This is a genomic window from Enterobacter cloacae complex sp. HYC042_NIDB (assembly GCF_056673315.1).
In genome coordinates, this window is sequence record NZ_CP109650.1 from 1,019,252 (window position 1) to 1,033,994 (window position 14,743).

The 14,743-nt window shown below is 55.0% G+C and carries 14 protein-coding genes; 4 read left to right on the forward strand and 10 right to left on the reverse strand.

The window, feature by feature from the left end:
- Positions 1-23: 23 nt before the first annotated feature.
- The 10 genes from OKF39_RS04840 to thpR all read right to left on the reverse strand — a co-directional run bounded on the left by OKF39_RS04840 (position 24) and on the right by thpR (position 7,948).
- Positions 24-611: a fimbrial protein gene (locus OKF39_RS04840; RefSeq protein ID WP_047367348.1), complete on the reverse strand. Its 588-nt coding sequence runs from the start codon at positions 609-611 to the stop codon at positions 24-26.
- Positions 612-1,010: 399 nt separating this feature from the next.
- Entirely contained in the window at positions 1,011-1,391 is a 381-nt protein-coding gene (gene panD / locus OKF39_RS04845) for an aspartate 1-decarboxylase (protein WP_003856284.1), read from the reverse strand.
- Between the two features lie 32 nt (positions 1,392-1,423).
- Positions 1,424-2,275: a pantoate--beta-alanine ligase gene (gene panC, locus OKF39_RS04850; protein ID WP_008501942.1), complete on the reverse strand. Its 852-nt coding sequence runs from the start codon at positions 2,273-2,275 to the stop codon at positions 1,424-1,426.
- A gap of 11 nt (positions 2,276-2,286) precedes the next feature.
- Entirely contained in the window at positions 2,287-3,078 is a 792-nt protein-coding gene (gene panB / locus OKF39_RS04855) for a 3-methyl-2-oxobutanoate hydroxymethyltransferase (RefSeq protein ID WP_324663023.1), read from the reverse strand.
- Between the two features lie 123 nt (positions 3,079-3,201).
- A complete protein-coding gene (folK, locus tag OKF39_RS04860) occupies positions 3,202-3,681 on the reverse strand; it encodes a 2-amino-4-hydroxy-6-hydroxymethyldihydropteridine diphosphokinase (protein WP_047367349.1) in 480 nt (159 codons plus the stop codon).
- Positions 3,678-5,075, reverse strand: a complete 1,398-nt coding sequence (gene pcnB / locus OKF39_RS04865) for a polynucleotide adenylyltransferase PcnB (RefSeq protein ID WP_072252701.1) — start codon at positions 5,073-5,075, stop codon at positions 3,678-3,680. Before pcnB ends, folK begins: the two co-directional genes overlap by 4 nt.
- A gap of 42 nt (positions 5,076-5,117) precedes the next feature.
- Positions 5,118-6,008: a tRNA glutamyl-Q(34) synthetase GluQRS gene (gluQRS, locus tag OKF39_RS04870; RefSeq protein ID WP_063943794.1), complete on the reverse strand. Its 891-nt coding sequence runs from the start codon at positions 6,006-6,008 to the stop codon at positions 5,118-5,120.
- A gap of 59 nt (positions 6,009-6,067) precedes the next feature.
- Positions 6,068-6,523, reverse strand: coding sequence for an RNA polymerase-binding protein DksA (gene dksA, locus OKF39_RS04875; protein ID WP_013095632.1), 456 nt, complete (start codon positions 6,521-6,523; stop codon positions 6,068-6,070).
- Positions 6,524-6,699: 176 nt separating this feature from the next.
- Positions 6,700-7,404: a DNA/RNA nuclease SfsA gene (gene sfsA, locus OKF39_RS04880; RefSeq protein ID WP_041911210.1), complete on the reverse strand. Its 705-nt coding sequence runs from the start codon at positions 7,402-7,404 to the stop codon at positions 6,700-6,702.
- On the reverse strand, positions 7,394-7,948 hold the full coding sequence (gene thpR, locus OKF39_RS04885; protein ID WP_047367352.1) for an RNA 2',3'-cyclic phosphodiesterase: 555 nt from the start codon (positions 7,946-7,948) through the stop codon (positions 7,394-7,396). The genes sfsA and thpR overlap by 11 nt, the downstream gene beginning before the upstream one ends.
- 73 nt (positions 7,949-8,021) lie before the next feature.
- On the opposite strand from thpR, the gene hrpB reads away from it, so the two are divergent.
- The 4 genes from hrpB to OKF39_RS04905 all read left to right on the forward strand — a co-directional run bounded on the left by hrpB (position 8,022) and on the right by OKF39_RS04905 (position 14,741).
- A complete protein-coding gene (gene hrpB, locus OKF39_RS04890; protein ID WP_479983533.1) occupies positions 8,022-10,451 on the forward strand; it encodes an ATP-dependent helicase HrpB in 2,430 nt (809 codons plus the stop codon).
- A 101-nt stretch (positions 10,452-10,552) separates the two neighbouring features.
- The gene (gene mrcB / locus OKF39_RS04895) at positions 10,553-13,078 is read left to right on the forward strand and encodes a bifunctional glycosyl transferase/transpeptidase (RefSeq protein WP_063943790.1); all 2,526 of its coding nucleotides are present in this window, start codon (positions 10,553-10,555) and stop codon (positions 13,076-13,078) included.
- A 333-nt stretch (positions 13,079-13,411) separates the two neighbouring features.
- Positions 13,412-13,984: a fimbrial protein gene (locus OKF39_RS04900; RefSeq protein WP_047367355.1), complete on the forward strand. Its 573-nt coding sequence runs from the start codon at positions 13,412-13,414 to the stop codon at positions 13,982-13,984.
- A gap of 43 nt (positions 13,985-14,027) precedes the next feature.
- Positions 14,028-14,741, forward strand: coding sequence for a fimbrial biogenesis chaperone (locus tag OKF39_RS04905; protein ID WP_041911205.1), 714 nt, complete (start codon positions 14,028-14,030; stop codon positions 14,739-14,741).
- The last annotated feature ends 2 nt before the right edge of the window (positions 14,742-14,743 follow it).

Sequence of the window (14,743 nt, forward strand, 5' to 3'; positions counted from 1 at the left end):
GCACATTAACAGGACGAATAAAATTATTCGTAGCTCATGGTGAAGTAAGCGTTGGCGCTGACTTTACCTGACTGTACAGGGCTAGTATCTTTCACCCAGTTGGAGCCAGGGACATAAGCAACACGGTAGAACAGTTTACCGGAGCCGGCTTTCAGGTCTGTTTTCTGCGTATTATTGTCAGGCTGGCCTACCATAATACGAGATGAAATGGTTGGGGCATTGTTAAACAGGGCAAGTGCAACGTTGGTTGCAGAGCCTTGTACGTTAGCATCGGGTTCAATAGTACCGTTCGCAATAGCGCCCATATTTTTTGACATGAAGCTTGCAGAAGCATTCTTTAATGTCTCAGGGCAATTGGTGAGCAGCAGTTCAAAGTTTTTGGAACCGACGCCAGTATCAATAGTTGTGGATTCAACTTCAGATTTTTTAACGACGGGTAAGGTAATAGTAATATTGCTTTGTGATTCACCATTAGAGGTGGAAATATTACATGTTGTGTCTGTTACCGCACCATCAAAGGTGATTAAACCAAGATCCGTATCTGCGATTGCTGAAAAAGAACCTACTGCAAACAAAGCTACAGCTGAAGCTAATAACGTTTTTTTTAACATAATTGAAATTCCATTTAAAAAACATTGTAATGATTTAATACAAGCAAAATGATGATAGGGATCTCTGTATACGTTGGGTATTTAGAATTACTAAAAGTTATAATTAGAAAAAATTAAAGATTGATAAGTCATTGAAAAAGATCTTGAAAATGATCTCAAAAAAAACACTGGGGGTTATTTTTTATTGCGTTGATATGCTATTGGCAGGCTTGGATTATTAATGACATTGATCATTTTCCCTTCGTATATAACTGAGGGGAATGTTTATTGAAGAAAGAAGACGCGAAAAGAGAGGTGAAAATAAGAGAAATGAGTAAAGAGATGCTATTTACATAATTCACAATGATGTGTTTTTTCCTGTTAAGGAGCGGATCCAGAGGGTTCCGCTCCTTGTTAGAATCAGGCAACCTGAACCGGAATCGCCTTTGCGGTGCGCTTCATTTCATTGTCGCCTTCGAAGTAGGCCACTTTAGGCTGCCAGCGGCGGGCTTCTTCGTCAGACATCATCACGAAGCTGGCGATGATCACAATGTCGCCCACGTCCGCACAGTGCGCCGCAGCGCCGTTAACGGAGATGATTTTAGAACCGCGCTCGGCGGCAATCGCATAAGTAGAGAAGCGTTTACCGTTGTTCACGTTCCAGATATCAATCGCTTCGTTTTCAAGGATACCCGCCGCGTCGAGAAAATCCTGGTCAATGGCGCAGGAGCCTTCATAGTGCAGGTCGGCCTGCGTGACTTTCACACGGTGAAGCTTACCTTGCAGCATTTTGCGAATCATTACGTTTACCTTTAATTATCAAGGGTGAAGAACTACGCCAGCTCAACCACTTTATTGTCAATCAGGCGTGCCTGGCCGAGCCATGCCGCCACCAGGATGACTGCGCGCTTGCTGTTCTGGGTTAATTCCAGCAGCGTATCAGCATCACGAATTTGTACGTCGTCAGCACGAAGGCCCTTATCGTTAAGCGCCTGCTCGGCAAGGGCAATAATCTCTTCTGCTGTTAACTCTTTTGCCAGCATCTGCTCTGCCATGGTGTTCATAACCTTGCTCAGGCCCGGCGCGATTTTACGCTGTTCGGCGGTCAGGTAACCATTCCGCGAGCTGAGTGCCAGACCGTCTTTCGCACGCACAATCGGTACGCCGACGATCTCAATATCGTAACCCATGTCAGCAACCATCTTGCGGATCAGCGCCAGCTGCTGGAAATCTTTCTCACCGAAGCAGGCAACGTCCGGCTGCACCAGGTTAAATAGCTTGCTGACGATGGTGGAGACGCCGCGGAAGTGGCCCGGACGGCTTGCTCCTTCCAGCATGGTAGAAATGCCCGGGACGTCAACGTAGGTCGCCTCTTCGGTACCCTGCGGGTAAACGTCCGCCGGTGCAGGTGAGAAGACGATATCCGCGTGGCGTTTTTTGAGCTTCTCGCAATCTTCCTGCAGAGTGCGCGGATAGCGTGCCAGATCGTCGGCGCGGTCGAACTGCATGGGGTTCACGAAGATACTGACCACCACGATATCTGCTCGCGCACGGGCTTCGTCGACGAGCTTCATGTGGCCGTCATGCAGGTTGCCCATGGTCGGGACCAGTGCGATACGTTTACCTTCCTGACGCGCGCGGCGGATATGCTGGCGAAGCAGCGGCAGGGTTTCAATGATTAGCACAACGAGACTCCTTAATGGAAACTGTGTTCTTCACCCGGGTAAACACCGGATTCAACGTCGGCAATATACTGCCTGACCGCAGCGCGCATGTCGCCCGCTTCAGTGAGGAAATTTTTGGCAAATTTCGGGATATGCCCACCAGTAATACCAAAGGCGTCGTGCATCACCAGAATCTGACCGTCGGTCACGTTGCCTGCACCAATACCAATCACCGGAATGGAGAGTGCGTCGGTGATGCGTTTCGCCAGCTCAACCGGCACGCACTCCAGCACCAGCAGCTGGGCGCCTGCGGCTTCCAGCGCCAGGGCATCCTCAAACAGCGTATGCGCTGCGTCGCCGCGGCCCTGCACCTTATACCCGCCAAAGATGTTGACGGACTGCGGGGTCAGGCCCAAATGACCACACACCGGCACGGCGCGTTCGGTGAGCATTTTCACCGTCTCCACCAGCCAGGCGCCGCCTTCAATTTTGACCATGTTAGCACCAGCGCGCATCACTGCCGCCGCGTTTTCAAATGCCTGCTCTGGCGTGGCATAGGCCATAAACGGCAGGTCGGAAAGCAGAAGGCAGCCTGGCGCACCGCGGCGTACCGCACGGGTGTGATATGCAATATCTTCGACCGTGACCGGCAGGGTGGAATCATGTCCTTGTACCGTCATCCCTAACGAATCTCCGACCAGCATGACGTTGATCCCCTCTTCGGCAAACAGTTTGGCGAAGCTGTAGTCATACGCGGTGATGGTGGCGAAGCGTTTTTTTTCCTGTTTGCATTTCTGCAGTAAGGAGATGGTGGTTGGTTTCATACTGTTTCCTGATAGCCCAAAAGCGAATCTTTGCGCATTCTAACAGTAACATTCGAGGGAACAATGATTTTAGGCAACCGATTAACCACAATTATTTTGTGGTCAACCGGTGAGGGAAGAGGATCACCAGCGAGCGGGTCTTTCCGCGTTCAGGTTGTCCAGAACGGCCTTGAGCGGGATGCCTTCCGGGAAGGTGAGATCGGGCGCCACTTCAAAGAGCGGCCAGAGCATAAAGCCACGATTTTTCATGTCGTAATGCGGTACGGTGAGGCGTTCAGTGTTAATCACCTCATGGCCGAACAGCATAATATCGAGATCAAGCGTGCGCGGCCCCCAGCGTTCGGCTTTGCGTACGCGCCCCTGCTGCAGTTCGATGCGCTGAGTGTTGTCCAGCAGCGTTTCGGCATCGAGGGATGTTTCCAGCACCACGGCGGCGTTCAGATAATCAGGCTGATCCTGCGGGCCTAGCGGCGGCGTGCGGTAAAAGGAGGAGACCGCCACGATACGGCTTTGCGGGATCTCACCCAGCGCCTGTACGGCAGCATTCACCTGCTCCAGCGGAGAGGCTAAATTGCTGCCGATGGCGATATACGCGAGGGTCATGCTGTCCCTTCACGACGCGGTGCGCGTTTGCGCGGACGACGATGACGGCGACGCGGGGCAGGTTCTTCATCCAGCCCGGTCAGCATATCTTTCTGCTCCGGCGGGGCGGAAACCTGGAATTCGGCCCACCACTGCGCCAGGCGCTGCAGCTCCTGATTGCGTTCAGTTTCCGCACGCAGCGACAGCAGGTCGAAGGCGGCGCGGAACTTTGGATGCTCCATCAGCTTCCAGGCACGTTTGCCCTGACGGCGGGACATGCGCAGCTGAAGCTGCCAGATGTCGCGCACCAGCGTGGTAATACGTTTTGGGATAGCCAGCGTGCGGCACCCTTCGTCCAATACATCGTTCGCGGCCAGCGCGAAGGCATCGTAATAGGCGAGGCCGCTCTCCTGGGTGATTCTTTGAGCCGTTTCCAGCAGCGGGTACCAGAACATTGCCGCAAACAGGAATGCCGGGTTCACGCGCATATCGTTATGGATGCGGGTGTCGGTATTTTTCAGTACCTGCGCAATCATCCGCTCCATTGGGCTGTCACCGTTTTCGGTGAAGTAACGGGTAATGGTCGGGAACAGCGGCTGGAACAGGTTGTATTCGCGCAGAAGTTTGTAGGTTTCGAACCCGTAGCCGGCCTGCAGCAGCTTCAGCGCCTCTTCAAACAGGCGGGCAGGCGGCACGTCGTTAATCAGCGTCGCCAGACGCGGGATCGGCTCTGCGGTTTCCGGACTGATGCGCATGTTCAGCTTGGCGGCAAAACGCACGGCGCGCAGCATGCGCACCGGATCTTCACGATAGCGCGTTTCCGGCGTGCCGATCAGGCGGATCAGACCCTCTTTCAGGTCCTGCATGCCGCCGACGTAATCACGCACGGTGAAATCCGCCACGCTGTAATAAAGGCTATTGATGGTGAAGTCGCGACGCTGGGCATCTTCTTCGATAGAGCCGAAGATATTGTCGCGCAGCAGCATACCGTTCTGGCCGCGCTGTGACGTGGTGCGGTCGGATGCACCCGCTTCGTGGTGGCCGCGGAAGGTCGCCACTTCGATGATTTCCGGCCCAAACATCACGTGAGCCAGACGGAAACGGCGGCCAACGAGACGGCAGTTGCGGAATAATTTACGCACCTGCTCGGGCGTGGCGCTGGTCGTCACGTCGAAATCTTTAGGTTTTTTGCCCAGCAGTAAATCACGCACCCCACCGCCAACGAGATAGGCCTCGTAGCCCGCTTTATTCAGACGATAGAGTACCTTGAGGGCATTTTCACTGATATCTTTGCGGGAAATATTGTGCTGCTCACGCGGAATAACCGACATGTGTGGCTGTGCAATAGCGTCGTTCGCCATGCTCTCTTCGCGGCTTAGCACTTTACGGCAAAAATTAGCGACTCGGGTAAAAATGGTACACCTCGTAGTGTGTTTTGTTATGAAAAAAGCGGCTAATCATAGCTCAGCGCAACGCATTTGAGAATGCTGGATTTTTGGCACTGCCGCGAGCGTCCAGTTGGCAATGGCTATTTTCAGCAATTCGTCAATGCGCAGATCCTGCCATTCGTTGGTTACATTCTGGTTGAGAAATCGCAGCGCGTCGATCAAAACAGGACGCGGATCGCCGTCTGGCAGGGCCGGGGCGTGGTTTTGCTTGGAGAGCTTAACGCCCTGCGCATTGACCGCCAGCGGCAGATGAATGTAATCCGGCGCCGTCCAGCCAAACTGATGATAAAGCGAGATTTGCCGTACGGTCGGTTCGACCAGGTCCGCCCCGCGCACAATTTCCGTCACGCCCTGGAAATGATCGTCGACGACCACCGCCAGGTTATACGCAAACAGACCATCACGACGGTGAATAATAAAATCTTCACATGCCAGACGTTCATCCGCCCTAATCTCACCGGAGAGCCGATCGTGGAAGCGGGTGACGGGCGCGCGCTGTAGCAAGCGTACGGCGGCATTTTCCGGGGGAAGATTCAGCGTGCGGCAGTGGCCGTCATACACACCTCCCACGCTCTGGATACGCGCGCGGGTGCAGGTGCAGTTATAGGAGAGCCCCTGAGCGCTGAGCCAGGCCAGACGTTCCCGATAAGCCTCATGACGTTGTGACTGCCACAGAACGTCGCCGTCCCAGTGAAGACCGTAATGTTCCAGCTGACGCAGAATGGTGTCTGCAGCACCGGGAACTTCACGCGGAGGGTCAATATCTTCGATGCGGACGAGCCATTTACCCTGACTGGCGCGAGCCTGCAGGTAGCTGCCAAGCGCGGCAATTAATGAGCCGAAGTGTAATTCACCGGAAGGAGATGGCGCAAAGCGCCCGATATAGTGTGATTCAGACATATCAACAGTAACAAGGCGGGAGAGACTCCCGCCTTTGAAGTGTATAAACAGCGCTGGCGTTAGCCGGCCATCTGTTTTTCGCGGATTTCGGCCAGCGTTTTACAGTCGATGCACAGATCGGCGGTTGGACGCGCTTCCAGGCGACGAATACCGATTTCAACACCGCAGGATTCGCAGTAGCCAAAATCTTCGTCTTCGACTTTTTTCAGCGTTTTCTCGATCTTTTTGATCAGCTTGCGTTCGCGGTCACGGTTACGCAGTTCGAGGCTGAACTCTTCTTCCTGAGCGGCACGGTCTACCGGATCCGGGAAGTTAGCAGCTTCATCCTGCATATGCGAAACGGTGCGATCCACTTCATCCCTGAGTTGATTACGCCATGCTTCAAGAATACGCTTGAAGTGCGACAGCTGGGCTTCGTTCATATACTCTTCGCCCGGCTTCTCTTGATACGGCTCCACCCCAGCGATGGCGAGAATACTCAGGGACGATGTTTTACGGTTTTGCCCTTCTTGCATGTTGCTTCTCCTTAACACGCACTATCGATCCCCGTGTTGGGGGAAAAATCAGGTCGCTATAAATAGCAGATGCTTTTCCGTATGGCAATTATCTAAACGTAACACTTGACAAGCCTGTGAGGAAAAGCGTATTTGCGCACGCGGCCAGAACACTTATTCATCAATCGTCTAATCCCTTATAAGACAATGGGAAGAGACGATCTCAGAGTCATATTATCGGCAGAAAGTTCCGCTTTATAAGCTAAAACCTCTACCCCCTGCTTTTGTGCCTCATTCAACAGTTGTGCGTATTTAGGATCGATATGGCGGGCAGGGGAAAACCGTTCAATCGCTGTATGCAACACCGCAAACAGCAATACGGCGCGTTTGCCCGCCGCCGCAACACTCATTAGCTCTCGCAGATGCTTCTGCCCGCGTAGCGTTACCGCATCCGGAAAGAAGCCGTTTTCCTGTTCCGCTAACGTCACTGATTTTACTTCAATATAGCACTCAGGACGGCCTTCCGCCTGTAACATGAAGTCAATTCTGCTGCCTTCATCGCCGTATTTCACTTCTGTTTTATGCGTACCGTAACCCACCAGTTCGGGAATGGCGCCATTCGTCAGCGCTTCCTTAACCAGCTGATTTGCACGCAGAGTATTAACACAAATAAACGCCCCGTTTTGCGTTTCGGTTATTTCCCAGGTATGGGGATATTTGCGTTTAGTATTTTCTGAAGTGGAATACCAGACCGTGTCACCCGGCGCGGCGCAACCGGTCATGGCGCCGGTGTTGGGGCAGTGCAGGGTGAGCTCTTCGCCTTCCGGCGTCACTACGTCGGCGAGGAAGCGTTTATAGCGTTGGATCAGCGTGGCGGACTGGAGTGCAGGACTAAACTTCATCGGAATTCCTTGTGGTGTCGCCCAACGTCCAGCGCTGTAGCGGCCTGTAGCGGGTGCGTCCCCGTGCAAAGACGGATTCATAAAGCGCGAATTCATTAACCGGAAAAGCCCAGTGAAAACCCGGCGGCGGAATGGCAACGGCCTGCCCGGCATCGCGCAGGAGCGTGACGTGCGGATGAAACGGCTGCGGGCTCTGGTAACAGCCACTACGCGCTGCCTGCGCGCGCAACATATTGGCGAGCTGTAACAACCCGCGCGGCGGCTGGCGCGTACCCAGCCAGACCACGCGCGAACGCAGCCACTGACCCGCATCGTCAAGGTGCAGCGTAAACGCCGGCTGGGCAATACGCCCGGCCATGGCGGCTAATGCCCGCTGTTTTTCGGCGCTCACGTCACCCAAAAAGGCCAGCGTCAGGTGCAGGTTTGCCGCCGCAACGGGTCGGCCCGCCTCCGGTGGAAAATGTTCCGCGCGCCAGCGAACGATTTGCCGCTGTAGGGTGGTGGGCAATTCAATGGCAAAAAACAGCCGTTTCGAATCAGACATACGGGGGACTCGGTAATGATATGCGCCGATGCTACAATGTACGCCGACTAATGTTAACCCTCTGGAGCTGTTAGTGTCCTCATTGCCGGTCGCCGTCGTTCTTCCTGAGCTTCTCGCTGCCTTACAACATGCCCCGCAGGTTTTGCTTAACGCGCCTACGGGGGCGGGTAAATCTACCTGGCTGCCGCTGCAGATCCTTAAAGAGGGGAAGATTGCCGGGAAAATTATCCTGCTGGAGCCGCGCAGGCTAGCCGCGCGCAACGTGGCGCAGCGCCTGGCGGAACTGCTGAATGAAAAACCGGGTGAAACGGTAGGCTACCGGATGCGCGCCGAAACCTGCGTCGGCCCGTCCACGCGGCTTGAGGTGGTCACCGAGGGCATTCTTACCCGCATGCTGCAAAACGACCCGGAGTTGAACGGCGTCGGGCTGGTGATCCTGGATGAATTCCACGAGCGCAGCCTGCAGGCCGATCTGGCCCTCGCGCTGTTGCTCGACGTTCAGCAGGGGCTGCGCGACGATCTGCGGCTGCTGATTATGTCGGCGACGCTGGATAACGAGCGGCTACGACAGACATTACCCGATGCGCCGGTCATCAGCTCAGAAGGACGGGCATTTCCTGTTGAGCGTCGCTATCAGCCGCTTCCTGCCCATCAGCGCTTTGACGAAGCGGTAGCTATTGCCACTGCTGACCTGCTTCGCCAGACGCCCGGCTCGCTGCTGCTGTTTTTGCCCGGCGTGGGGGAGATTCAGCGCGTGCAGGAGCGGCTGGCCTCCAGGGTGGGCAGTGACGTACTGCTTTGCCCGCTCTATGGCGCCCTGTCGTTGACCGAGCAGCGTAAAGCCATCCTTCCCGCCCCGGCGGGGCAGCGTAAAGTCGTGCTGGCAACCAACATTGCCGAAACCAGTTTAACCATCGAAGGCATTCGCCTGGTGGTGGATAGCGCGCAGGAGAGGGTGGCGAGCTTTGATCCGCGCACCGGGCTGACTAAATTGCTGACACAACGCATCAGTCAGGCGTCAATGGTGCAGCGCGCGGGCCGTGCGGGGCGTCTAGAGCCGGGTATTTGCCTGCATTTGACCAGCGCGGAGCAGGCTGAACGCGTGGCACAGCAAAGCACGCCGGAGATTTTACAAAGCGATCTCTCCGGGCTGGTGATGGATCTCCTGCTGTGGGGCTGCCCGGATCCTGAACAGCTCACCTGGCTTAATCCACCGCCTGTCGTGAATCTCGCCGCCGCGCGCAGCCTGCTCACCCAGCTTGGCGCGCTGGAAGGGGAACGTCTGACGGCGCGCGGTCAGAAAATGGCGGCGCTGGGCAACGATCCGCGTCTGGCGGCGATGCTGGTGGCCGCTCAGGGCGAAGATGAAATTGCCACAGCGGCGAAACTGGTGGCTATTCTTGAGGAGCCGCCGCGCGGAGGCAGCAGCGATCTGGGGCAGGCGTTTTCGCGCAATCAGGGAAACTGGCAGCAGCGGGCGCAGCAGCTGTGCAAACGCCTGAACTGCCGGGGCGGTTCACCTGACGGCGATAAGATTGCCTCCCTTCTGGCGCTGGCCTTCCCGGACAGGATTGCGCGCCGCCGCGGGCTGGATGGACGCTACCAGCTGGCAAACGGCATGGGGGCGATGCTGGACAGCGATGATGCCCTGACGCGACATGAATGGCTGATCGCGCCGCTCCTGCTTCAGGGCAGCCAGTCTCCTGATGCCCGTATTTTACAGGCGATTGCCGTGGACATAGATGCCCTGACGCGTACCTGCCCGCAGCTGCTCCAGCAATCGGACATCGTGGAATGGGATGACGCTCAGGGGACGCTAAAGGCGTTTCGGCGTAGTCAGATTGGCAAACTGATCCTCGGGACGAAACCGCTGGCGAAGCCGTCGGAAGAAGAGTTACACCAGGCAATGCTGAACGGCATTCGGGAAAAGGGCCTTAACGTTCTGAACTGGACGCCGGAAGCTGAACAGTATCGCATTCGTCTGCACTGCGCCGCGAAGTGGCTACCGGAATACGGCTGGCCCGCGGTGGATGATGAGAAGCTGCTCGCGACGCTTGAGCAGTGGCTGCTGCCGCAAATGAGCGGCGTGCACTCTCTGCGCGCCCTTAAGGCGCTTGATGTTAAGACCGCGTTACAGAATTTACTGGACTGGTCATTACGTCAACGTCTGGATAGTGAGCTTCCTGGGCATTACACTGTGCCCACCGGGAGCCGGATTGCCATTCGTTATCATGAGGATAATCCTCCGGCGCTGGCGGTTCGGATGCAGGAGATGTTTGGTGAGGCAACCACGCCGTCTATTGCGGAAGGGCGGGTGCCGTTGGTGCTTGAGCTGCTCTCGCCTGCGCATCGCCCCCTGCAGATCACTCGCGATCTGGGGGCGTTCTGGGCCGGGAGCTACCGTGACGTGCAGAAAGAGATGAAGGGACGGTATCCCAAACACGTCTGGCCGGACGATCCGGCGAATACGGCGCCGACGCGGCGGACGAAGAAGTATTCCTGACAGGAAAGTCTTGCTGTTTATTTTGAGAGATTTCTTCTTCCACAGACCTGTGAAAGAAAGGAAAATCTGGCCTTTGCGCCTGAAAGTTGCGGAGAAAAAGCATGGCGGGGAATGACCGCGAGCCAATAGGACGTAAGGGAAAACCCGCGCGTCCGGCGAAAGAAAAGGTAAGCCGTCGTCGCCTCAGAGATGAGGAGTATGACGATGACTATGAAGACGATTATGAGGATGAAGAACCCATGCCGCGTAAAGGAAAAGGCAAAGGGCGTAAGCCTCGTGGGAAGCGCGGCTGGTTCTGGCTGCTGCTGAAGCTTTTCATTGTTTTTGTTGTGCTGATCGCGATTTACGGCGTTTATCTGGATCAGAAGATCCGCAGCCGTATCGACGGGAAAGTCTGGCAATTGCCGGCGGCAGTGTATGGTCGCATGGTGAACCTTGAGCCGGACATGTCCATTAGCAAGAACGAGATGGTGAAACTGCTGCAAGCTACGCAGTATCGTCAGGTCACGAAAATGACCCGCCCGGGCGAATTTACCGTCCAGGCGAAGAGCATTGAGATGATCCGCCGCCCGTTCGACTTCCCGGACAGCAAAGAGGGGCAGGTGCGCGCGCGTCTGACTTTTGACGGCGATCGGCTGGAAACCATTGAGAACATGGACAATAACCGCCAGTTCGGTTTCTTCCGTCTTGATCCGCGTCTGATCACCATGCTCTCGTCCGCCAATGGCGAACAGCGCCTGTTCGTGGCGCGTAACGGCTTCCCGGATCTGCTGGTGGATACCCTGCTGGCAACCGAAGACCGCCATTTCTACGAGCACGACGGTATCAGTCTCTACTCCATCGGCCGTGCGGTGCTGGCGAACCTGACTGCGGGTCGTACCGTGCAGGGGGCGAGTACGCTTACCCAGCAGCTGGTGAAGAACCTGTTCCTCTCCAGCGAGCGTTCTTACTGGCGTAAAGCCAACGAAGCGTATATGGCCGTGCTGATGGATGCGCGCTACAGCAAGGATCGTATCCTTGAGCTGTACATGAACGAGGTGTACCTCGGCCAGAGCGGCGATAACGAGATCCGCGGCTTCCCACTGGCGAGCCTGTACTACTTTGGCCGTCCGGTGGAAGAGCTCAGCCTTGACCAGCAGGCGCTGCTGGTGGGCATGGTGAAAGGGGCGTCCATTTATAACCCGTGGCGCAACCCGAAACTGGCGCTGGAGCGTCGTAACCTGGTACTGCGTCTGCTGCAACAGCAGCAGGTGATTGACCAGGAATTATACGACATGCTTAGCGCACGTCCGCTGGGCGTGCAGCCGCGCGGTGGGGTGATCTCTCCGCAGCCTGCTTTCATGCAGATGGTGCGCCAGGAGCTGCAAAGCAAGCTCGGTGATAAGGTCAAAGATCTCTCCGGCGTGAAGATCTTCACAACCTTTGACTCGGTAGCCCAGGACGCGGCAGAAAAAGCGGCGGTGGAAGGCATTCCGGTGCTGAAGAAACAGCGCAAGCTGAGCGATCTGGAAACCGCGATGGTGGTGGTTGACCGTAACACCGGCGAAGTGCGCGCGATGGTGGGCGGCGCAGAGCCGCAGTATGCGGGCTACAACCGCGCGATGCAGGCGCGTCGTTCGATTGGCTCTCTGGCTAAACCGGCGACCTATCTCACCGCGCTGAGCCAGCCGAATTTGTATCGCCTGAACACCTGGATCGCCGATGCGCCAATCTCCCTGCGTCAGCCTAACGGCCAGGTCTGGTCACCGCAGAACGATGATAAACAGTTCAGCGGCCAGGTGATGCTGGTGGATGCGTTAACCCGCTCCATGAACGTACCTACGGTTAACCTCGGTATGGCGCTGGGCCTGCCGGCCATTGTCGACACCTGGCAGAAGCTGGGCGTACCGAAAGATCAGCTGCACCCTGTTCCGGCGATGATTCTGGGGGCGCTTAACCTGACGCCGATCGAAGTGGCGCAGGCGTTCCAGACCATTGCCAGCGGGGGTAACCGCGCACCGCTCTCTGCCCTGCGTTCGGTGATTGCCGAAGATGGCTCCGTGCTGTATCAGAGCTTCCCGCAGGCTGAACGTGCCGTTCCTGCGCAGGCGGCCTACATGACGCTGTGGACGATGCAGCAGGTTGTGCAGCGCGGTACCGGTCGTCAGCTGGGGGCGAAGTATCCTGGTCTGCATCTGGCGGGTAAAACCGGGACCACCAACAACAACGTCGATACCTGGTTTGCCGGTATTGATGGCCGTGAAGTGGTGATCACCTGGGTAGGCCGTGACAACAACCAGCCGACCAAACTTTACGGGGCGAGCGGGGCGATGTCGATTTACCAGCGCTACCTGGCGAACCAGTCACCTGTGCCGCTGAACCTGGTCGCGCCGGAAGATATCGTCGATATGGGCGTGGATGGTTCCGGGAACTTTATCTGCGGCGGCGGGATGCGTACCCTGCCGGTCTGGACGACCAACCCGGACTCACTGTGCCAGCAGAGCCAGCCTGAACAGCCAACGGGCAACCCGTTCGATCAATCTTCTCAGCCGCAGCAGCCGCAGCAACAACCGGCCCAGCAGCAGAACGAGAAGAAAGACAGTGATGGCGTGGCCGGCTGGATCAAGGATATGTTTGGTGGGAATTAATTAATTCCCTGAATAAAAAGCCGCTTTAATATAAAGCGGCTTTTTTGTTTTTTACATTCTGCAATTTTTAAAAAAATTAAATATCTAATTTAGAATTTTTAAGTTCTCATTTTTTTCATCTAAAACATGCATTTGAAATCTTCTACATGTTGCGTAACTTTATCCTCTCTGGACACAATGAAGAATAATCTGATGTAATCGCCATAAGAAATTCACTGGCTCAAAGGATATTCCTATTTAGTCAGTCATGTGTAACATGCTGGATAACATTTCGACTCAAAATATTTGTAGTGCGAATGGATGCCACAATTGTCAAATATAAGGATATTTTTCATGAACAAAAAAGTTGTCGCTACATTTTTAGCCGGAAGCGTTATGGCCGCGCTGTCTCTGCCTGTATTTGCATCAAACGATTCCGGTACGGTGAACTTCGCCGGAAAAATTGTTGCCGATACCTGTGAAATTAACGTTGATGGCACAGGGACTAACGCTTCCACCGTCACTTTCGCAGATACCTATCCTTCGGATTTTGGCGCTGACGGTACGGTTGGCACCTCAAAAGCCTTTAAGATTGAAGTGAAAAAATGTGATCCGCTGGTCGCTAAACTGAACCTCAAGTTTAGCGGCACAACAACAGACGCCGCTAACAAGCGCTTGAAGAACGATCTGACTGGCGCAGGCAATGCGACCAACGTTGGCATCATCGTAAGCAATGAGAACGGCGCTAAAGGCGATGTTGTTTTCGACGGTTCAGTACCGGATACGGGTACCGATGTGAATAACGATGCGACCGGGGCAACGGCTTCTGTCTTTAACTACACCGCGAAAGTGATTCAGGTGGGGGATACCGCGCCAACCGCGGGCCATTACTCCTCCTCTGCAACATTCGAGGTTGTCTATCGCTAAGCAATGACGGGCAGCCTGAACGGCTGCCTTTTTGGAACATTGTATGAAGACTTTATTTAAATTGTTATGTGGTTGTTTAATTATTTCCTGCTGTTCAGTACAGGCAAGTGTTGTTCTCGGTGGTACGCGAATTATTTATCCATCGAATAAATCAGAAGTTCAGATAGCACTTAAAAATAAAGATCCGCATACACGTTATCTGGTGCAAAGCTGGGTCAGTTACCCCAATGATGCGAAAGCGCCATTTATTATTACTCCTCCTGTTTACAAATTGCAGGAAAATCGTCAAACCCTTTTGCACGTTATTTTTACCGGCGATAAAAAAAGCCTGCCCGCAGACCGGGAATCTCTGTTTCTGGCAAACGTTAAATCCGTATCGGCACTCTCGCCGGAGCTGAAAGAGAAAAACACGCTGCAATTTGCGATGAAAACGCGCCTGAAGCTTTTCTGGCGTCCGGCTCAGCTGAAGGAAAGCGATGCCCTGGAAGCCTACGCAAAAATCACATTCCAGCGTCAGGGCGACACGCTAATTGCAAACAACCCGACCCCGTTTTACGTCTCGTTTGGCGAGCTGGCCGTTGGTGGGAAAAGTGTTCCGGTGAAAGAGACCAAAACCACGCCAGGCGCCATTTCAATGATGGTGGCTCCGTTCAGCGAGCAGCGTTTCGCGCTACCGAATTCAGCAAAGGGCGCGGTGACCTGGACGGCAATCAATGATTTCGGTGGGCAAACCCCACAGCGCAAGCAGGCTCTTTAAAT

Bases quoted from the DNA above. Each gene is read 5' to 3' on its own strand.
- OKF39_RS04905 (WP_041911205.1), top strand. From the start codon at position 14,028: ATGAAGACTTTATTTAAATTGTTATGTGGTTGTTTAATTATTTCCTGC.
- dksA (WP_013095632.1), bottom strand. From the start codon at position 6,523: ATGCAAGAAGGGCAAAACCGTAAAACATCGTCCCTGAGTATTCTCGCC.
- OKF39_RS04840 (WP_047367348.1), bottom strand. From the start codon at position 611: ATGTTAAAAAAAACGTTATTAGCTTCAGCTGTAGCTTTGTTTGCAGTA.
- mrcB (WP_063943790.1), top strand. From the start codon at position 10,553: ATGGCGGGGAATGACCGCGAGCCAATAGGACGTAAGGGAAAACCCGCG.
- OKF39_RS04900 (WP_047367355.1), top strand. From the start codon at position 13,412: ATGAACAAAAAAGTTGTCGCTACATTTTTAGCCGGAAGCGTTATGGCC.
- thpR (WP_047367352.1), bottom strand. From the start codon at position 7,948: ATGTCTGATTCGAAACGGCTGTTTTTTGCCATTGAATTGCCCACCACC.
- panD (WP_003856284.1), bottom strand. From the start codon at position 1,391: ATGATTCGCAAAATGCTGCAAGGTAAGCTTCACCGTGTGAAAGTCACG.
- sfsA (WP_041911210.1), bottom strand. From the start codon at position 7,404: ATGAAGTTTAGTCCTGCACTCCAGTCCGCCACGCTGATCCAACGCTAT.
- panB (WP_324663023.1), bottom strand. From the start codon at position 3,078: ATGAAACCAACCACCATCTCCTTACTGCAGAAATGCAAACAGGAAAAA.
- gluQRS (WP_063943794.1), bottom strand. From the start codon at position 6,008: ATGTCTGAATCACACTATATCGGGCGCTTTGCGCCATCTCCTTCCGGT.
- folK (WP_047367349.1), bottom strand. From the start codon at position 3,681: ATGACCCTCGCGTATATCGCCATCGGCAGCAATTTAGCCTCTCCGCTG.